The sequence below is a fragment of the Specibacter sp. BI4 genome, assembly GCF_056680095.1.
Genome location: NZ_CM155265.1, coordinates 1,815,801 through 1,835,078 on the forward strand (window position 1 = coordinate 1,815,801; position 19,278 = coordinate 1,835,078).

The window sequence follows — 19,278 nt, forward strand, 5'->3', positions numbered from 1 at the left end:
TTACGGGACACTATTGCGTCCTCCGGGGTCCCATGTTCCAATAACCTTGAAAATGGACCTGTGAGGAGGCGATTCCGTACTCCCGAACCAAGAGGTGCCGAAGCTCGGCCGCCAACCCGGCCTCTGCGGCAATCCAGGCAAAAAAGCCCTCGCCCTGACTGGCGGCCGCACTCCCGCGCCTCGTGGCCCATGACGCTGCCAGTGTGCGCAATTGGTGGCCGTAGGGGGTGCCCGTTCGGGCTTGCACCGACACCGTCGATGGCGTGTGCGGCGCCTGCCATGCGAGGGCATCCGCCAGTTTGCCCACCTCGAGCAGGGCTTGCAACTGAGTGCCGGGCCCTTGCGCCGTCACGATGTTTTGCATTGCCGGGAGTGCTGTCTCATCCCCGATCAGCAAGAGATGGTGCGCTTTGCCGGGCTGCCACTGGATGCCCTGGAGCATGTTCCCGGCGCGGATGTCCGGTCCGGAAAGTACCAGTTCGTCACCGGCCGCGGCGTTCAGTGCCCAGGAACTTGCCGGCCCTGGATTTTCGTGAAGGACAAAGTCCACATCCACCTGACCGGCGTCCGGGCGGATGGCGCTGGGTGTGTAGGTGCGCATCAGGTTGCGCTCTGCCTCGGGCAGGGCATTGCGAAGTTGTTGCCAGGCTCGGGTTGATGGAGAGGTTTCCCGCACCCGCCAGAAATCCGCATAGTGGCCCCGAGCATCCGGTAGCACGAGTTTGATTCGCTGGTCCAAGCCGTACGGGGCAAAGTGCCTCAGCTGGTCTGCTTCAAGCGTCACGCGAATAAAGCCAGGGGAAATCTGCTCCGTTGTCCGGACCTTCGTGTGAAACAGGCGATACGGTTCCGTGGGCAAGTGGGCGGTGCTTGTGCTCGTTTCCATCGATAGCCAGCCTAACGGGTGGCCGGCACGCGCTGGGCTGGCTGGCTTTCCTCGTTCCAGCCGGTGGTCACTGTTGCGAGATATTTGTTCAGACGGGGAAGTGGCCGTAGAATCAGTTGTAGTCAATCTGACTCTAACTAGGGAAGCGGGGTGCGGGCATGGAACAAAAACGGTTCGTCAGCGCGGCAAACATCAGCGAACGCCTGGCCCAGCCGCCGGCCCTGGCCATCTCCACAGTCATCTTCGCCCTTCGTCCCAGTGCGGACAGCGGCCGCCCCACTCTGTGGCTGCCGCTGGTGCGCCGCATTCGCGAACCGTTCCAGGAGCTGTGGGCGCTGCCGGGCGGACCGTTGACCCAGGCGGATTCCCTGTTGGATGCGGCGGGCCGAAACCTTCAGGACACCACAGGTCTGGCGCCAAGCTACCTGGAGCAGCTGTACGCATTTGGCGGGCTGCACCGTTCACCCAGCCAGCGGGTGGTCTCGATCGTGTACTGGGCGATGGTCCAGTCAACCGAGGCGGAAATGACCCGGGAATCGGAAAACGTGAAGTGGTTCCGTGCGGACGGGCTGCAAACGCTGGCCTTTGACCACAACGAGATCGTTGACTACGCCCTGTGGCGGCTGCGCAACAAGATGGCCTACGGTTCCATCGCCCACCACCTGCTGGGTGAAAAGTTCACTCTGGCCCAGATGCGCGAGGTGTACGAGGCGGTCCTGAACCGCAGCGTGGATCCTGCCAACTTCCGCCGCCAGCTCAAGCAAACGGCCCACATTGAACCGACCGATGAGTTCCTGCAGGGTGGCAAGCACCGTCCGCCGCGCTTGTACCGCTACTCCGGGAACCCCGACGCGGAACACGAGGGCGGCCAGCCTAACCCGAAGCCAGCCCCACAACCAACCCCGTAACCCTGCCGCCTCGTCTGGCCGAACCCCTTCGCGGCCGAAGCGCCACAACCTCCCACTGCCTCACACCTTGGAGCACACCATGTCATCCGTGAACACCACCATCCAGCTGATCACCCGCGAGCAGGCAGAGGCAGCCCGGCCTGCCGGCTTGCCCGGCCGGGCGCAGGAGAGCTGCGACGACGACCTGGCCAAGGGTCCCTGGGAATTTGACCTTGCCGAGGCGCTCGCAGGCACCCCCGGGTACGGGCCGGGGGCCTCGGACGCGGACGTTGCCCCCGCCGCCACGCCCGCTCAGGGCCAACTGCCGCAGGAGTACAAGGACGCCTCCGACGCCGAACTTGAGTCCCGTATTCTCGCCGCCAAGGCGGAACTCGGGGAACGCGTCGTCGTGCTGGGGCATTTCTACCAGCGCGACGAGGTGGTCCGGTTTGCCGACTTTGTGGGGGATTCCTTCCAGCTGGCCAATGCCGCCAGAACCCGCGACAAGGCCGAGGCCATCGTCTTTTGCGGCGTGCATTTCATGGCGGAAACGGCGGACATGCTCTCCGGCGCCCAGCAATCGGTGATCCTGCCCAACCTTGCCGCCGGCTGCTCCATGGCCGACATGGCCGACCTTCCCTCGGTGGAGGCGTGCTGGGCCGAGCTTGAGCAGCTGTACGGCACCGAGCCCGACGCCGACGGCCGGGTTCCCGTCATTCCCGTCACCTACATGAATTCCTCGGCCGCGCTGAAGGCGTTTTGCGGCGAGCATGGCGGCATCGTGTGCACCTCCTCCAATGCCTCGACGGTGCTGGCATGGGCGTATGAGCGTGGCCGGCGGGTGCTGTTCTTCCCCGACCAGCACCTGGGCCGGAACACTGCCAAGGCCATGGGGGTTGCGCTGGAGCAGATGCCGCTGTGGAATCCGCGCATGCCCCTGGGCGGCAACAGCGAACAGGTCATGCAGGACGCCAAGGTGGTGCTGTGGCAGGGATTCTGCTCGGTGCACAAGCGCTTCACAGTCGCCCAGATCGAACAGGCCCGGGTGGACTTCCCCGGCGTGCGGGTGATCGTGCACCCGGAATGCCCCATGGAGGTGGTGGATGCGGCTGACGAGGCAGGTTCCACCGACTACATCCTCAAGGCCATCCAGGCCGCCCCGGACGGCACCACCTTTGCCATTGGCACCGAGATCAACATGGTGAACCGGCTCGCCGCACAGTACCCGCAGCACACCATCTTCTGCCTTGACCCCGTCATCTGCCCATGTTCAACCATGTACAGGATCCACCCGGGGTACCTCGCCTGGGTGTTGGAGGGACTCGTCGCTGGGCAGGTCCACAACCAAATCACCGTCCCGGAAGCCACAGCCGTCAACGCACGCATCGCCCTGGAACGGATGCTCGCGGCCAAGCCGGCACCCAAACCGGCGCAATCCAAGACGGCACCCAAGCCGGCGCAGCCGCCAATCGGCAAGCCACTGAGCGCCGCACGCGCATGAGCAATTCGCACCTGGTGGTTGTGGGCAGCGGCATCGCCGGGTTGTACGGTGCGCTGCTTGCCGCCGAGGCCGGGGTTCGGGTCACGCTTCTGACCAAGGGCACGCTCGCGCAGAGCAACACGCACCAGGCACAGGGCGGGATTTGCGCCGTGCTGGCTGAGGGTGAGTCGGCGCCGGGCGACTCGGTCGAGGCGCACATTGCAGACACGCTCAAGGCCGGTGCCGGCCAGTGCGACCCCGACGCCGTGCGCATCCTCTGCTCCGAGGCCGCCTCCGACATCGCTGCCCTGGAGCGCTTCGGTGTGCGCTTTGACCGCGACGACACCGGCAGGAGGGCCCTGGGCCTGGAGGGCGCCCACTCGGCCGCGCGGATCCTGCACGCCGGCGGGGATGCCACCGGCGCGGCCATCGCCAACGGGCTCATCGCTGCTGTCCGCGACGCCGCCACGATGGGCCTGATCACGCTGCTGGAGGGCTGCTTCGCCACGGAGCTGCTGGCCCGCACGCAGCCGCACCCCGCGCGTGCTGCCGGGGATGCCGCTGGAGCGCACGACGCCGGGACCCCGCCCCGCGCTGCCATCGCCGGCATTGCGTACCTGGACCCGCGGGAGGAACGCCAGGTTCTGGACGCCGATGCCGTGCTGCTCGCAACAGGCGGCGCCGGGCAGCTTTTCGAATTCACCACCAACCCGCAGGTGGCCACGGGCGACGGCGTGGCCCTCGCGTGGCGTGCAGGTGCCGTGCTGGCGGACCTTGAGTACTTCCAGTTCCACCCCACGGCGCTCGCAGTGGGCCGGAACTTCCTGATCTCCGAGGCGGTCCGCGGAGCCGGGGCAGTGCTGCGCGACGCCAACGGCGAGGCGTTCATGTCCCGCTACCACCCGGAGGGCGACCTTGCACCGCGCGACGTCGTCTCCCGCAGCATCGCGGCCCACTTGGCCGCCCTTGCGGGAAAAACAACCGGCGACGCCGCTGTCAGGGAGAACAATCCCGCCGGCCGGGCAGCAAGCCCCCAGCACGTCTTCCTGGACGCCACCGGCATCGAGGCGGCCAGCGGTCCCGGCTACCTCGCACGGCGCTTCCCCACGATCGACGCAACCACCACGGCCCTGGGCTTCGACTGGCGCCGCGACTGGCTCCCCGTGGCACCCGCCGCGCACTACTGGATGGGCGGAATTGCCACCGACCTCCTCGGCCGCACCTCCGTCCCCGGCCTCTATGCCGCCGGTGAGGCAGCCTGCACCGGCGTCCACGGCGCCAACCGGCTCGCCTCCAACTCGCTGCTCGAGGGCCTCGTCTTCAGCCGCCGCGCCGTCACGGCCTTCACGGCTGCCGCCACCGGGGAGCACACCTGGCCGGTGACGCACGACGGCGCCACCCGGCTTCCCCTCATTCCGGCACCCCTGGAGGGGGAAGGGAAAGAGACGGAGGCCGCCACACTGTCCCGCATCGAGCTGCGCCGCCTGATGGCTTCGCACGCAGGGGTCGTCCGGGATGCCGGCGGACTGAAGCTGGCGGCGGATGCGCTCGGCGCCTTGCGCCAGCCTGCCGGCAGTCCGGCAGGCTGGCACCCCGATGCCGCCATTACCTCGGACACCGAGCTCCGCCGGGAGCACGAAGACAGCAATCTGCACCTTGTGGCGCAGCTGCTGGTGCACGCAGCCCTGGCCCGGGAAAACTCCGTCGGTGCGCACTTCCGCGCCGACTTCCCACAGGGGCCGGAAGGCGCCCAAGGCACCACCCGGGCATCGAACCTCTGGCTCAACCCCGTCCCGGCCTTGACCACAGCCGAACCCCAGCGTGAAAGCGAAACAGTATGAACGCCGTCGTACCTGTCTTGAAGGAAACTGCCGTGAACACCAGAACACTGCCGCAACTGCCGCGCACCGCCATCGCGGACATCCTGCAGCGGGCCTTTGCCGAGGATGCGCCGTACGGGGACATTACCTCGGCCACGCTGCTGCCGGCCGACGCCCGGGCCACGGCCTGGCTGGTGGCGCGCGAACCCGGCATCTTCTCCGGCGGGGACGTGTTCCGGGCCGCCATGGTGATGCAGGACCCGGACGCGCGGGTGGAGCAGCTGGTGGCCGACGGTGTGCGGTTTGAAAAGGGGGTGCGGCTCATGTCCGTGACCGGCCTGGCGCGCGGCGTGTTGACGGGGGAGCGGATCGCGCTGAACCTGACGCAGCGCATGAGTGCGATCGCCACCCAGACGGCCGGGTACGCCGCGCTCATCGCCGGCACGAAGGCCCGTGTCACCGACACGCGCAAGACGACGCCGGGCCTGCGCATCCTCGAGCGGTATGCGGTGCGCTGCGGTGGCGGGCACAACCACAGGTTTTCGCTCTCGGACGCGGTGCTGGCCAAGGACAACCACCTGGCCGTGCTCACCGGCGGAGACCACGGCAAGCTGACGGCCGCCCTCGCAGGCGTCCGCGCCCAGCTGCCGCACACCGTGCACTTTGAGGTTGAGGTGGACACGCTGGCGCAGATTGAGCCCGTGCTGGCGGCCGGCGTGGACACCATCATGCTCGACAACTTCAGCAACGAGGAACTCGTGCAGGGTGTGGCGCTCGTCAACGGCCGGGCACTGGTGGAGGCCAGCGGCAACGTGAACCTGTCCACGATCGCCGGCATCGCTCGCACAGGTGTTGACATCATTTCCGTCGGGGCCCTGACCCACAGCGTGCGTGCCCTGGATTTGGGCCTGGACATCGCCGTGGAGCTGAATGGGGCCGTGGAACTGCCGTGATCTTCCTTGATGCGGCCGCCACCACGCCCGTCCGGCGGGAGGTCATCGAGGCCATGTTCCCGTACCTGACCAACCAGTTCGGCAACCCCTCCAGCCACCATGAGCTGGGGGAGCTGGCCGCAACCGCCCTGGCCGGGGCCCGGGACAAATGTGCGACGGCGTTGGGTGCCCGTCCGGAGGAGCTCACCTTCACCTCCGGCGGCACCGAGGCCGACAACCTGGCGTTGAAGGGCATTGCCCTGGCCCGCCGGGCGGCAGATCCCCGGCCGAACCGGGTGCTGGTCAGTGCGGTGGAGCATCCGGCGATCATGGAATCGGCCGACTATCTGCGCCGCGTCCACGGCTTCGAGGTTGAGCTGGTTCCGGTTGATGCCTGTGGCGTGGTGGACGCGGAGGTGTTCGCCGGCCTGCTGGCTGGTTCTGCCGGCGGGGCGGCCGGCAGCGATGTTGCCGTTGCCTCCATCATGTACGCCAACAACGAGGTGGGGACCGTCCAGGACCTGCCCGCGCTGTCCGCCGTGGCAACAGCCGCGGGGGTGCCGCTGCACAGCGACGCGGTCCAGGCCGCGGGCTGGCTGCCGTTGAATGTCCGTGAACTGGGCGTCACGGCGCTGAGCATTTCGGGGCACAAGATTGGTGCACCCAAGGGCGTCGGGCTGCTGTACGTCAAGGGCGGCACCCTGTACGAGCCGCTGATCCACGGCGGCGGGCAGGAGCGCGGCAACCGCTCCGGGACCGAAAATGTGGCGTTTGCCGTCGCCCTGGCCACAGCGTTGGGGATGGCTGAGGCGTCACGGCCGGCCGCCGTCGAACGCGTCACGGAATTGCGGGACGATTTTATTGGGCGGATTCTCCGGGAGCTTCCCGCGGCCGTGCCCACGGGGCACAGGACGCGGCGGCTGCCGAACGTGGCCTCATTCTGCTTCCCGGGCACCAGCGGCGAATCGGTGCTGCTGGAGCTGGAGCGGCGCGGGATAGTGTGCTCTTCCGGCTCGGCGTGTGCTGCGGGTTCGGATGAACCGTCGGCCGTGCTGAGCGCCCTGGGGATCGACCGGGCGGTGGCCCAGACGGCGTTGCGCTTCAGCTTCGGCTCCGACGTCACAGCCGGGGCGCTGGAAACGGCGGCCACCGAGCTGGTGGCAGCCGTCGAACGGATACTGGGGCTGGGCCGCTAGGGCGTGACTCCCGACAGGGCGGCCCAGGTGAGGCAGGCGTGGAGGACGGCGTCGGCCAAGGCTGCGCAGCCAGGGACCTCGATGATTCCCTGCGGAGCCGTTGGGGTGGACGACGGCGAAGGGATGGTCGGGCTCTGAAGTGGAGACGAGCAGGCCCGTGGCCACCATTGTTCCGCCCACAGCCAGTGCCATGAATGTGATGGGGATGAACCGTGGGATGTGCGTGGTTCGTTCTCTTCGCACAAGCTTGCCAAGCAGATGAGACCTGAATGGGAATTCATTCATTTATCCCATGAACGTGCGGAAATAGCGCACAAAATTGGCACTAATTGGTTCGCCGCTTTTGGGCGTACGGTGGAGGAAATCAGGCCGCCCGGGCCGGATTTCGCAGCAAGGAGAGCATCATGACTGTCACCGTTCCCGTCACCGATTGCACCGTGTCGAATTGCTCGTTCAATGACCACACCCATTGCGGTGCCGCCGGCATCACGATTGGCGGCAACTCGGATCACGCACAGTGTGCCACTTTCATCGACACCGGCGTGCACGGGGGGCTGCCGAAGGTCTTGGCTTCGGTGGGGGCCTGCCAGCGCACCGAATGCGTCCACAACGACCACCTGATGTGCGGGGCCGACTCCGTCCGTGTTGGCCCCGGCGCAGACAACGCCGACTGCCTGACCTACGAGCACACCAGCTAGCGTTCGCTCGGACTGCCAGGTTTTTTCAGCTGGCATGGATCCGTCATGATCGACCGCCACCATGGCTGCTTGCGGATTACCAGGCATTCGTCCTGGTTAGAAGTCCCTGTCGAGTGTGCCGGATTCGGTTATGGGTGCGATGGAGCACGCAACGCCGGACATGCTGGTGACCGACGACAACGGCGTCCACACCATCGCGACAGCAGTGCTGGCGGTGGTGAGGTTCCCGGCCCCGCTGGTGGGGGCCGCCAGCGTCACTGTGACAACGGTCCTCGGGACGCCGCCGGTGGTTACTGTTGCGGCCGTCATGGTGGCATTGAACGTGATGGTTTTTTTGTTCTTGGCGAAGTTCCCCTTCGTGTTGATTGAGCCCAGGTTCACGGTGCTTCCCGGCCGCTGGATGTCCACCACGTCAGCGTTGTTGCCCGTGCCCACGCCTTGGACGTTGCCGTCGCGCAGCCGGACCGTGACGGGCAGGGCAGCGCCGGCCCAACCCGGCGTGACGGACGCCGGATTGACTTGTTGGCTGTAAGTGAAGCTGAGGATGTCGCCGGCGTCGAACTTGCCCCCGGCGCCTATCCCGTTGGTGGCTTGAACGTCTGCTGCGCGCAGGGGGCTGTTGTCCACGCGGCGGGAGGCGACGAGGGCAGACGTTGTTTCCTTGCCTGCACCGTCGGTGAGGACGGCCCGGAAATCATAGAGTCCGTCGGCCGTGGTCCGTGTGTCCCACATGCACGAGTACGGTGTTGCGGCCAGGGTGCAGCGAGTGGTCCACGTGTTCGTCCCGGCGGGCGACGACTGGATCCGGACGCTGGCCACTCCCGCCGTCGAGTTCGCCACGGCGGCAAGGTGCGTGGTGCCCGACAGGTAGGCGCCGGGATCCTCCATGGACACCGAGGACACGGTGTTGTCCACCATACGGTTGGCGATAGGGGCCGAGGTGGTGCTGTTGCCCGCAGCATCCGTGGCTATGGCCCTGAAGCTGTAGGAGGCGGAGGCCATAGCCGCGGTGTTGAACCGGCACGAATAGGGCGCATCGGTGGCCGTGCAGAGTGTTACCCAGGTGCTGGTGCCCGTGCCGGCATACTGGATCTGCACCGTCTCGACGCCCGAGTGGGCGTCCGCGGCCACTGCCGCGAAGGTCCTGACTCCAGCCAGGGGTGTGCCGGGATCGCTCATGGTCACCGTGGGTGCCAGGTTGTCCACCAGCACATCGGTGATGGGCTCCGAGTAGGTGGAAGTGGACCCGGAGACGGCCACGGCACGGAGGTCGTAGAAGTCGTTGGCAAAGGCGCCGGTAGTCGCGCCGGTGGCCCAGGTGCATTCGTAAGGGGCGGCCAGTTTCAAGCACAGCGTGTTCCACTTGTTGGCCCCGGCCAGGGAATATTCCAGTCGGACGCTGTATTGGGCGTTTCCAGGGCTGTGAAGCGTGGCGGCGACATTCACGTTGCCGCGAACTATTTCGCCGGGGTCGGTGAGAACGACGGCGAAGGAGTTGGCCACAGTGGTTTGGGCTGGGGCTGAGATGGTGGTGAGGCCGGTGTTGTCCGTGGCGACGGCCCTGAGGCTGTAGGAACCATCCGGGCCAGCCTGGGTGTTCCACGTGCAGGAATGGGGTTCGGCTGTACGGGTGCACAGCGTGGTCCACGCGCCGCTGGGTGGCAGGTACTGTATGGCCACGCTGCGTAGGCCTGTCCCCGCATCGCTGGCAACTGCCGTCAGTGCAACGCTTCCCCGGACTGTGGTCCCGGGGCTGGCCAGGGTGACCGACGGCGGCTCCCAGTCCGCGGCCGTGCCGAAGGTGCTGCCGGCGTTCGCCGTGGTGGCCGTGAATGCCGCTGATGAGAACGCCGTGGAGGTGGCCAGCACCAGCACAGCCAGGACTGCAACGAGGCCGACGGCGGCGCGGGCCTTCCAGCGCTTGGAACGGGCGCCGGAGGAAGTCGATGCAGCATCGGGGGAGCCCCCCTCGTCGTTTTCTTCTTCGCCCGTGTCTGCGTTTGCCGGGCCTTTGGCGGTGCGGGCGCCGTACACGGCCAAGGCGACGGCGAGCAGCGTCAGTAGGCTCCACCACGCCAGCGCCGGGAAGTTTCCGAGGCCCAGCCAGAGTCCAGGCAGCCCCAGTAAAGGAACAAGAATCCTTGCCTGTCCGGTGATCTGACCGCGCTTGAGCGGGGTGCTGTCCACCTCAGCGTTGGCGTCGCCGGCAGTGACAAACGTTCCGTCCGGGTTTTCAGCAACGATTCTGTGCAGGCGGGTCTTCTCCACCCCGCTGGGTTCGGCCTCCGCGGGGCTGGTGAACTGCACGACACCGCCCACCGGGACCTTCAAGGTGGAGTCGAAGCCGGCAGCGATTACAACGTCGCCGGCGCTGATGTGCGGTTCCATGGACCCGCTCTGCACTACCGTGCCGTGCCAGCCCAACAGGGCGGGAGCAAATGCTATCAGGGCAAGGCACAACAGCACGCCCAGATAAAGTCGCGATGCAAGGGACGCCAGCAAGACCGCCCAGCCATCTGCGGACAACAGCGGGTCCCGCCGGGAGGGTTCCCGGGCGGACCCGGGATCCTCCCGGTTCACAGGTTAAAGCTGCCGTGGCCTGCCGGCTACGGCAGTGTGGGAGCGGCGTCGGACTGGAGCTCCCACACCAGGTCGATGCCAACACGCGCACCCTGCAAGGCGTTGATCTCGTCCTGGCCCATGCCGGCGGTGTCGAACCGCCACGTCCCGCGGTAGCTCTGGGTTTCGCCGGGTGTTCCAGCAGTGTCCCAAGAGGCACCGCCGGTGGCGAAGTCGCGGTTGACCGAAGCCAGGGTGGAGATGGGCAGCTCGGGGACGTCGTTGGCGGTGGGCGTGAAGCCGGCGCAGTCATTGAACGAACCGCCCGTGCCCTGCTCCAGATCGAAGAAGATATGGGCTTCCAGACCCTTCGCGGTGATCAGGTTCTGCGTGTATGCCCGAACCTCGCCCGGGACGTTGGACTGCGATGTGACCACGATGCACTTCTGTCCGGTCTGGCCGGGGACAATGTTTTCCACAGTGAACGCGGCCGCACCCAGGTCATCATCGGTGAGAACGACGTTGCCGGTGCTCCAGGAGCTGCCGGCATTGCGGGTGGATGCCGTGAAGGCGGCCTGGGAACCCTGCCAAACCATTCCCCCGGCAATCAACACCGCAAGCGGGGCGGCAGCGAACATGGCGATCTTGCGGGTGCGCGAAGAGGGGGTATTCATGACTGAGACCTGTCTTGGAACCAAAGTAGTTGAATTACTTGCCTGGTTCAACAGGCGGACCCTCCCAGGTATCCGCAAGCCCCCAAGATCTTATACTGCCAACTATACGGCAGTGTCAAATTGTCTCTTGACACTAACTGTCACGTCCGTGGAAAACTACCCAGCCTGGCGGTCCCTAGCCGAAGGGACAGCCCAAAACCATAAGGCAGGTCCGAACGGACAATGAAACGGTGCGACCTCCTCGCCACAACACCAGGACTCCGGATATGGCGAATCAGGCTGTGTCGTGCTGGGGCAGCGGGTTAGGCGGTGGTGTTACCGGCGGCCATGCGGATGCCGGTAATCACGAGCTCCGTCCCGGCACCTAGGGGACGGATTGGACGCTGGTCTCATGCGGCTGCTTGGCTCCACCATGGCGCACGCGCCGGAAGATCCAGTACCGCAACAGCAGGAAGCGGGTGACGGCTGAGGCTACGTTGCCCAGCACGATGACCGACAGCTCGGTGACGATTGACGCCCCGGGGGCGGCCTCGTGCAGCACCCACAGGCTGCCGCTGGTCATGGCGAGGGCGAGGAGCATGACCCACAACCCGCGCCGCTGGTCGCGCCACCATAAGTGGCGGCTGCGAATGCCAAAGCTCATCCTGCGGTTGAGTTCGGTGTTGAGCACCGAACAGAGGACCAGCGAGATGGCATTGGCCCACTGTGTCCCGAACTGGGGGCGCAGGCTGGCAAAAATTGCCATTGAAATCACGGTGCATATAATGGCAACGACGGCGAATCCGCGCAACTGTGAAGCCAATACCGGGTTGCGGCGCACCCATGCCGCGGGTGCAGCAAAGATCCCGCTGTCCCTTGCGCTGGGAGTGGGATCCGCGGGGATCGGTTCCGGGGATGCTGCTGTTGCCATAGGTAGCCAATCTTGCCAGCTGCGTGTGTTAACACCCAAATAGTGCCAAGTACGTTGCCTGTGAACCCCCACTACCCAGACGCTCCTGCAGTAAAGGGGGTGTTTTCCTCGACGCTCGCTCAGTTCCCGGCGATGACAGGGTTGCGCAGCTCGCCAATGCCGCCCACGCGGCAGATGACCTCGTCGCCCGGGGTGAGCTGGCGGCATTCCGCCGGGAAACCCGTGAGGATGACGTCGCCGGGCTGCAGGGTCATGAAGCTGCTCAGGTACACCAGGATCTCGTCGACGCCCCAGCCCAGGTCGTTGCTTGTGGCCGGGGCAAGTTCGGTGCCGTTGTGCACAATGCTGATGGCCACGCCGTCGTCCGCCAGGCCAACAACAATCCACGGGCCCAGGGGTGTGAACGTGTCCGGGCTCTTCGCGCTGATCCACAGTTCGTCGCTTTTTTGTGCGTCGCGGGCCGAGACGTCGTTGCCGATGGTGAAGCCCAAAATGGCGCCGCGTGCGTTCGCCAGGGTCAGGTTCCGGGCAGGGCGGCCAATGACGATTGTCAGCTCGGCCTCGGGGTCGACGTAACCCACTGTCGGGCTCAGTTCGATGGCGTCGCCGGGGCCCACGATCGAGCTGGCGGCCTTGTGGAACGCCTGCGGGGGGAGTGCGCGGCCGGGGGCGCCGGTGTTGTGGGCCATCCCGAACACGTTGACGGGCGCGCAGGGTGCCAGGAACGTGAACTGGTCTTCCGTGACGGTTGCGTCAAGGGTCCAGCCGCCGCGGGAGTCACTGTTTTGGTTGCCGCGGGACGCCGGGAACGGGGTTTGAACAAGCGTCCAGATACGACCCTCGGGACTGTTGAAATCCGCGGCATCGTTGCGCACAAAGAACTGTTCGGGCAACGGCGGCTGGACGGCGTCTGCTGCGTCGGCGCCCGCCTGTTCAGCTTGCAGGGGGCGGACTCGGGCTAGGCGGTAGGTCGCATTGGTCATGAGGACATCCTACCTCCTCGTAAGTTCTCGTTTTGGAGAGGCTTTACCGGACGGTACGACGGCCACTTAAGAAGTGGCGAACGAATGAATTACGGGACGAATCCTTAAAACTGCTGGTGCTGCCGGAATTCAGCACCTTTAACTGCTTTGACGTAGACCTTGCTGGGCGTCTTGAAGGTGGTGTTCGACTTCGTGGAGGACGAAGGAGGCAAACGATTCCACTGTGAATATTTTACCGTCGCCGCGGAGCCCTGAACGATTCCAGCTGCCAGCCGGAACTGCCTCAAAGGTACGTGCAGCGAATTCCAGCTGACGATCAAGATCCGTGGCGACGGCAAGTCTGTCAGAGTTTAAGTAGTCGTTGATAACAGCTTGTTCGTCCTGATCCCAGTTTGAAAAGGTGGGCGCGGTTTCCGTCAGCATGAGGTCGACTCGCTCGCATGCAAGCCTGCACATATCGCGAGCGTGAGCCGCATATTCGAGCGGCGACCAGACCTGAGGCGCAGGTCTCTGCGGGGCACTGGGATCACCGAGCGTTTCGCGCCAAGCCAGGGCAGTATGCCTAAGATGGTTCCCAGTATCCTGACCAGGATGAGGTGTGTAGCCGCATTCGGCGCAGCCTTCTTCGGTCACGATTGACCAGTCTTTTGTCTCATCGGGAATCGCATTCAGATCGGTCATGGGCTGAGGTTAGCACGGTCTTGCGCCGAGGAAATGTGCATGGCTGACGCTGTCAAGACCCGGGTCTTTGAGAATTGTGCGGCATCGGATTTGAATTGAAGGGGACGCGGCCACCAGTCGTTATTTGCCCATGAGTGCCCGACATCCGTCCCTAAAAGGGGTGCGTCACATCGACTTCGGAACGGTCTCCCGCAAACCGAACGGTAACCGGACACTCTTGAACGACGTGGGGTGAACGCCGTTTGTCCTTGCGGGATGAGATTCTCCTTCACGGGCAGGAGTGGAAAGGTCCTGCCGATGGATTGGTCTCGTTCAACCGCTGGGACAGTCTTCGCCAATACCAGACAACCCCAGATGCTGTAGTCGTCTCATCTGGAACAGACCGCCGTCATCTTCATTAACGGCAAACAGTCTGCAGGAAAGTGACACGAAACAGGGAACCTGAGTGATCGTGGGCAGAAGATCGTCGCAGTTTAGGGCGATCCATTCGTGATATCCACCGAGCGATCCCACACTCCTGGCCGAGAGTGCTATTCGTCCAGATTTCCGCTGATGATCTCCAAAGCCAGTGCTTTGGCGGCCACCGCCTTCGCGCCTAGCTCCTCCGTCAGGGCCGCAATGAGACCTTCCATGAGAATGGTTTGCGGGATTCTGCTGGTGACTGTGACTTCTTCGCGAAAGCTCAGGTCCCCCATTCCCACAACCAGGGAGAAGTCCGCCATGGCGGCCAAGGGGGAACGTGCAAACGCCGTGATGACCACGAGAGTGGCGCGGGCGTCAGCGGCCGCCTTCGCCACACGCAGGGTCGAGCTGTTGGCGCCGCTGCCGCTCATGATCAACAGCACGTCCGAGGGCGCAAGCAACCGTGCGGCGATCTGCTGGCCAATCACATCCAAGGGCGACTCGGCCGGCCGGCCGATGGCGCTCAGCCGGGCAGCCATGTCCGCCGCCAACGGGGCCGAAAGCCCGTTGCCCACCACCAGCATGCGTCCGGCAGCGGCGATGGCCTGCACGGCGCCCGTTACCGCCGTCGGGTCAAGGAGGGCAGCCATGGAGGTCACAGCGTTGCCCACCTGTACAAAAGCGTCAGCCACCATGCCGGCCGCGCCCACCACCTTGGGGCGCTGGTCCGTGCTGGCATACCCGGCGTCGCGGGCGAGCAGCACCCGCAGCTGCTGGTAGCCGGTGTATCCCAGACTTTGGCAGGTGCGCACCACGGTGGCCCTGGATGCTCCTGCCAGCTCGGCCACCTGCTGCGACGACAACTCCACTATTTGTTGGGAGTGCGCCAAAAACACTGACGCCACGGCTTGTTCGGCAGGCAGCAGGGACGGGCGGGACGGACGGATGTGGGCCACAATTTGGCCGGGGGCGTGCTCAAGCACCGGTTGCTCCTTCACTGTCTGGTTCTTCAATCATGAGGGACGGGAGCATGCCGATCTGGGACTGGTTGGCGCCGATGGCCTCGACGGCTGCCTGGTAGTCGGCGGTAATGACGCCGGTGACGGGAATGCCCAACCGGCTGCTCAGCGCCTCTTCGAGCGGCTTGACGGTGTCAACCAGCTTCTTGGCATCACCGGACGGGACCAGTGCAAGGGTCAGCTGGTGGGTGCGGCGGCTGCGGCGTCGCTGCTGCCGGTGCAGGTCGCGGCCTGGTCCGCCCCGCCTGCGGCGGAGTCTGCCGCGTCCTGGCTGACGCCGCAGGAGGTAAGTGCAAGGGTGCCGGCCAGTGCCAATGCACTCAGGGCTGCGAGTTTGAAACGGAGCTTGTTCACAGCGGTGCCTTTTCTGAAGGGGGAGTGGACGTGCTGGGATGGGTGGAGACAAGGGCAGCTGGATTGCGGGCCCAGCTGGATATTGCGTCATACAGCAGTTCAAACCGCGGGGAGCTCAGTGTGGACGCTCCGCTGCGGTGCTCGAACCGGTCAATGAAGGCTGTCGCACAGCCATGGCGTGCCGGCAGCTCAATGTCGTTGCTCCACACGTCGCCCACGCTGAGCAACTCATGCGGGGCCTTGTTTGCCAGCAGGATGGGCAGGAGTTCGGCGAAGCCGGCCGGTTTGCCGGCTTCGGGGATGACCAGGTCAATGGAACCTGCCAGGCCCAGGGCGGCCAGAGACTCCGGTACGCCGACCATTGGGGCGTTCGTCAGCAAAACCCGGAAGACGACACCGGCGAGGCTGTCCAGGAAGTCCGCCAATCCGTCCGGTGCACTGATTTCAACTGTGCCGGCGGCGAGCCGCTGGCGGCTCTGTGCGTAGGCGTGGCTGAGTCCGTCGGCATCAACAAGTCCTTCGGCAAGGGCCGCCACGGCCGCGTAGCCGTCCTTGTAGGCGGGTGCGTTGGGGTCTTCGGCCAGGAATTCGGCCAGTCCGTCCCGGAGCGCCTGTCGCCCGGGTTCGCTGATCTGTTCAGCGGCAGCGTCGGCGTAGGCCAGCACCGGGCCGTCACCAAGGCAGACGGTGCCGTCAAAATCAAGAATCAGCAGGGGGAGGGATTGTTCTGCAGCCAGTTTGGTCAACGTCGTTTTGCTCGCAAAAAGACAGCATACGTGATCGTGAACACTGTGTCCATGAAAATCTGATTCATGGAACAACTGTTCATGCCGTGTTTACTTTCGGCGCCGCCGGGCACCACGCCGAGCCAAACACAAGGGTGGTGGCATAGAATCCGGTTCATGGGTAGAGGATTGGGCAAACCGATTAATCGGGCCGTGGCAGCAGCCTTGACTGTGGGTGCCGCCGGGGCCGCGGCGGTCATGGGGGCGCGGGCCTTCCGGGCGGGACCGGTGGCGGGTGCAAGCAGCGCGGTGCCCGACAAGGGCACCGCCGGCCTCGGCGCCGACCATGCACAGCCGGCCGCCGACCGGCTTAGCGAGCTGATTGCCTTCCGCACGGTGTTTTCCAGCGCCCGGGACCAGATAGAGCTTGAGCAGTTCACCGGCTTCATCGAGGCGCTGGAACGGTTGTACCCGGGTGTGCATGCTGTGTTGGGCCGCGAGTTCGTCAACGGCCACGCGATGTTGTTCAAGTGGGCCGGCGCGGGGTTGAACCCTGCGGCCCGGCCGACGGTGCTGATGGCGCACTACGACGTCGTCCCCGTTGACAGGCGTGACAATTGGACGCACCCCGGCTTTTCCGGCCACCAGGAAGGTGGCTACGTCTGGGGCCGGGGTGCACTGGATGACAAGGGCGCCCTTGTGGCCATCATGAGCGCCATTGAGTCGTTGCTGCAGGAGGGGTTTGCCCCGGAGCACGACCTGTATCTCTCCTTTGGCAACAACGAGGAGACGGCCGGCGACAGTGCTGCCGCCGCGGTCGCGCTGCTGGCCGGCCGGGGTGTGAGGCCGTGGCTGGTGCTCGACGAGGGTGGCGCCGTTGCCCTGGACGCGTTCCCGGGCCTCAAAGTGCCGGCAGCTGTCATCGGCGTGGCCGAAAAAGGCAGCCTGGACCTGGAACTGCTCACCCGCGGTGCCGGCGGGCACGCTTCGACGCCGCCGCGCATGGGTGCCACGGCTCGGCTGGCCCAGGCCATAGTTGCGCTGGAGGAGACACCGTTTCCGGCGTCGATGCCCGGGCCCGTGGCGGAGATGATGCGCCGGATCGGCGTGAACAGCGGCTTTGCCGTGCGGCTCGTGACAGAGAACATGTGGGCGTTCAAGGCACTGCTGGCGCAGGTTTTTGGCCTCGTCGGCGATGAAACACGCGCACTGACCCGCACCACCGTGGCTGTCACGTTGTTGGAGGGCAGCAAGGCTTCGAATGTGCTGGCGTCCACAGCACGCGCCAACGCCAACGTTCGCATCGCGGTGGGGGAGAGCGTGGACTCGGTGGTGGAACATGTGCGCAGCATCATCGACGACCCCGCCGTGGAACTGACGGTGCGGTCGGGCCACAACCCCTCGCCCGTTTCCGCCTTCGACAACGAACAGTTTGCCTTGCTGGCCCGTGCCGTGGCGCAGTCCTACCCGGACGCCGTGGTGACACCATACATTCAGACAGGGGCGACCGACGCACGACATTTCACGAAGATTTGCCCCGCCGTCTACCGCTTCTCGCCGCTGCTGATGGATGCCGGCGACCGGGCCAGCCTGCACGCCGTCAATGAGCGCGTGCGCATCAGCTCACTTGGCACCGGCGTCGTCTTTTACCGCGAACTGCTGCAGGGCCTGAACTGATTCTCTGATTGCCACACGCCATGGCGTGTCCCCAGCCCGGCGGCGCTGTACCAGCTGCGGCCGGGGTTAGCATGGCAACTACAAGTATCAGGCACTAGTGGAGCCAGCTGGTACGGCGGTTCGGAGGGCAGGGGCATGAAGACGCACGCGCAGCGGCGCCCAGCCAACATGGTGGGGCGCTTTGCCACCGCGGGGATCCTGGCAGCGTCGCTGGCACTGGCCGGCTGCGGCATCTCCCTCGGCGTGCCGGACGCGTCCCCGGAACCAGCAGCCCCGTCAAGCAGCGCAACCACCCCGGAACAGGGCGCAACCTCCACGGCTGCGCCGTCGCCGTCGGACGCCGGCACCGGCGGCCCCAGTGCCAGCCCCATGGCCGAAGCCGTTGCCAAGCAGTGGAAGATCTACACGGACCCGGGCAAAACCGTGAGTTTCGAACTGCCGCAGGAGTGGACTGTTCAGGTGCTTGGGCCGCCCAGCGCCGGTGCGCTGCGCCTCGAGGTGCGGGACCCGCAGGCGAGGGTCATGGCCACGCTCAACACCCACATCACGGGCCTGGGCGGCGCCTGCCAACCGGATTCCAGCCGGCCCTACACGGTGCTGGCCAGCATTCCCATGACCATCCCCTCGAACAATGACGCCCCGACAGCCGTGGAACCGCGCTATGTTTACCGCGTCATCAAGGGCGCCACCCACCACTTTGCCTCGTATGGAATCACCGACCATTCGGCCGGGCCCGACGGCAAGGCCTGCCTCGTGTACAACACAGTGACCTCGGAAAAGCTCGGCATTTACATGTTTGGTGACGTGCTCCAATTCACCAGCGCCGCCGACGGGTCACCCGGGCTGCGCGCCTTCGCCACCATCGCTGACGCGCAGGCCTACATGCTCTCCAGCGAGTACCAAAACATCCAAAAAATGGTCACCTCGCTGCAGGCGCTCGGCTAGCGGGCCGCCACCGAGGCGCGCAGCTTGCCGGTCAGCTCCAGCAGTGTGTGCATCTCATCGTCGGACAGGGCAACTTCCATGAGTTCCATGATGTGCTGGACATGCGCCCGGCCAACCTTTTTTTGCAGGGCAGCGCCGGCCTCGGTCAAACCAATCAGCACCCCGCGCCTGTCGTCGTCCGGGGTCCGGCGCTGGATCAGCCCGCGGGCCTCCAGCCTGTCCACCATGCGCGAGATGCTCGGTTGGGTCAGCAGGACATAGTCGTTGAGCTCGTTCAGGCGCAGCCAGCCGGTGGGACAGCTCGACAAGCTGAACAGGACGTCATACTCGCGGCCGCCCAGTGCCTTGAAAAGGGGTTCCTTTTGAAGTTCACGCATCATGGTCACCTGGGAACGCAGCAGCGATTCCCACGAATCGGTGGCCAGCCTGCGGTGTTCTGCGGCTGACATG

General features: G+C 65.5%; 19 protein-coding genes. 8 read left to right on the top strand and 11 right to left on the bottom strand.

Going from position 1 to position 19,278, the window contains the following annotated elements:
* Positions 1-10: 10 nt before the first annotated feature.
* Positions 11-886, bottom strand: a complete 876-nt coding sequence (locus AC1L6K_RS08375; RefSeq protein ID WP_480952243.1) for a siderophore-interacting protein — start codon at positions 884-886, stop codon at positions 11-13.
* Between the two features lie 158 nt (positions 887-1,044).
* On the opposite strand from AC1L6K_RS08375, the gene AC1L6K_RS08380 reads away from it, so the two are divergent.
* The 6 genes from AC1L6K_RS08380 to AC1L6K_RS08405 all read left to right on the top strand — a co-directional run bounded on the left by AC1L6K_RS08380 (position 1,045) and on the right by AC1L6K_RS08405 (position 7,899).
* On the top strand, positions 1,045-1,794 hold the full coding sequence (locus tag AC1L6K_RS08380) for an NUDIX hydrolase (protein WP_480952244.1): 750 nt from the start codon (positions 1,045-1,047) through the stop codon (positions 1,792-1,794).
* 79 nt (positions 1,795-1,873) lie between these two features.
* Positions 1,874-3,274, top strand: a complete 1,401-nt coding sequence (gene nadA / locus AC1L6K_RS08385; RefSeq protein ID WP_480952245.1) for a quinolinate synthase NadA — start codon at positions 1,874-1,876, stop codon at positions 3,272-3,274.
* Entirely contained in the window at positions 3,271-5,094 is a 1,824-nt protein-coding gene (gene nadB / locus AC1L6K_RS08390; RefSeq protein ID WP_480952246.1) for an L-aspartate oxidase, read from the top strand. The genes nadA and nadB overlap by 4 nt, the downstream gene beginning before the upstream one ends.
* Positions 5,091-6,026 carry a carboxylating nicotinate-nucleotide diphosphorylase gene (gene nadC, locus AC1L6K_RS08395; RefSeq protein WP_480952247.1) on the top strand — a complete coding sequence of 312 codons (936 nt, stop codon included), beginning with the start codon at positions 5,091-5,093 and terminating at the stop codon, positions 6,024-6,026. The genes nadB and nadC overlap by 4 nt, the downstream gene beginning before the upstream one ends.
* Positions 6,023-7,201 carry a cysteine desulfurase family protein gene (locus AC1L6K_RS08400; protein ID WP_480952248.1) on the top strand — a complete coding sequence of 393 codons (1,179 nt, stop codon included), beginning with the start codon at positions 6,023-6,025 and terminating at the stop codon, positions 7,199-7,201. Before nadC ends, AC1L6K_RS08400 begins: the two co-directional genes overlap by 4 nt.
* Before the next feature lie 404 nt (positions 7,202-7,605).
* Positions 7,606-7,899 (top strand): DUF1540 domain-containing protein, encoded by a 294-nt coding sequence (locus tag AC1L6K_RS08405; RefSeq protein ID WP_480952249.1) that lies wholly within the window; start codon positions 7,606-7,608, stop codon positions 7,897-7,899.
* A gap of 96 nt (positions 7,900-7,995) precedes the next feature.
* On the opposite strand, the gene AC1L6K_RS08410 is transcribed toward AC1L6K_RS08405, so the two are convergent.
* The 9 genes from AC1L6K_RS08410 to AC1L6K_RS08450 all read right to left on the bottom strand — a co-directional run bounded on the left by AC1L6K_RS08410 (position 7,996) and on the right by AC1L6K_RS08450 (position 16,227).
* The gene (locus tag AC1L6K_RS08410) at positions 7,996-10,479 is read right to left on the bottom strand and encodes an Ig-like domain-containing protein (protein ID WP_480952250.1); all 2,484 of its coding nucleotides are present in this window, start codon (positions 10,477-10,479) and stop codon (positions 7,996-7,998) included.
* 26 nt (positions 10,480-10,505) lie between these two features.
* Positions 10,506-11,132 (bottom strand): hypothetical protein, encoded by a 627-nt coding sequence (locus tag AC1L6K_RS08415; RefSeq protein WP_480952251.1) that lies wholly within the window; start codon positions 11,130-11,132, stop codon positions 10,506-10,508.
* 364 nt (positions 11,133-11,496) lie between these two features.
* Positions 11,497-12,042: a GtrA family protein gene (locus tag AC1L6K_RS08420; protein WP_480952252.1), complete on the bottom strand. Its 546-nt coding sequence runs from the start codon at positions 12,040-12,042 to the stop codon at positions 11,497-11,499.
* A gap of 119 nt (positions 12,043-12,161) precedes the next feature.
* Positions 12,162-13,025 (bottom strand): fumarylacetoacetate hydrolase family protein, encoded by an 864-nt coding sequence (locus AC1L6K_RS08425; RefSeq protein ID WP_480952253.1) that lies wholly within the window; start codon positions 13,023-13,025, stop codon positions 12,162-12,164.
* 138 nt (positions 13,026-13,163) lie between these two features.
* Positions 13,164-13,706, bottom strand: a complete 543-nt coding sequence (locus AC1L6K_RS08430) for a DinB family protein (protein ID WP_480952254.1) — start codon at positions 13,704-13,706, stop codon at positions 13,164-13,166.
* A gap of 530 nt (positions 13,707-14,236) precedes the next feature.
* A complete protein-coding gene (locus AC1L6K_RS08435) occupies positions 14,237-15,091 on the bottom strand; it encodes a MurR/RpiR family transcriptional regulator (protein ID WP_480952255.1) in 855 nt (284 codons plus the stop codon).
* Positions 15,084-15,350, bottom strand: a complete 267-nt coding sequence (locus AC1L6K_RS08440; protein WP_480952717.1) for a PhnD/SsuA/transferrin family substrate-binding protein — start codon at positions 15,348-15,350, stop codon at positions 15,084-15,086. Before AC1L6K_RS08440 ends, AC1L6K_RS08435 begins: the two co-directional genes overlap by 8 nt.
* The gene (locus AC1L6K_RS08445) at positions 15,305-15,481 is read right to left on the bottom strand and encodes a hypothetical protein (RefSeq protein ID WP_480952836.1); all 177 of its coding nucleotides are present in this window, start codon (positions 15,479-15,481) and stop codon (positions 15,305-15,307) included. Before AC1L6K_RS08445 ends, AC1L6K_RS08440 begins: the two co-directional genes overlap by 46 nt.
* Positions 15,478-16,227, bottom strand: a complete 750-nt coding sequence (locus AC1L6K_RS08450; protein WP_480952256.1) for an HAD family hydrolase — start codon at positions 16,225-16,227, stop codon at positions 15,478-15,480. The genes AC1L6K_RS08445 and AC1L6K_RS08450 overlap by 4 nt, the downstream gene beginning before the upstream one ends.
* Positions 16,228-16,383: 156 nt before the next feature.
* Here AC1L6K_RS08450 and AC1L6K_RS08455 point away from each other — a divergent pair, with 156 nt between their 5' ends.
* Positions 16,384-17,883, top strand: coding sequence for a M20/M25/M40 family metallo-hydrolase (locus AC1L6K_RS08455; protein ID WP_480952257.1), 1,500 nt, complete (start codon positions 16,384-16,386; stop codon positions 17,881-17,883).
* A gap of 135 nt (positions 17,884-18,018) precedes the next feature.
* Complete coding sequence (locus AC1L6K_RS08460; RefSeq protein WP_480952258.1) at positions 18,019-18,828, top strand: hypothetical protein; 810 nt, start codon at positions 18,019-18,021, stop codon at positions 18,826-18,828.
* Here AC1L6K_RS08460 and AC1L6K_RS08465 read toward each other — a convergent pair.
* Entirely contained in the window at positions 18,825-19,277 is a 453-nt protein-coding gene (locus AC1L6K_RS08465) for a MarR family winged helix-turn-helix transcriptional regulator (protein ID WP_480952259.1), read from the bottom strand. The genes AC1L6K_RS08460 and AC1L6K_RS08465 overlap by 4 nt on opposite strands.
* Position 19,278: the final 1 nt, after the last annotated feature.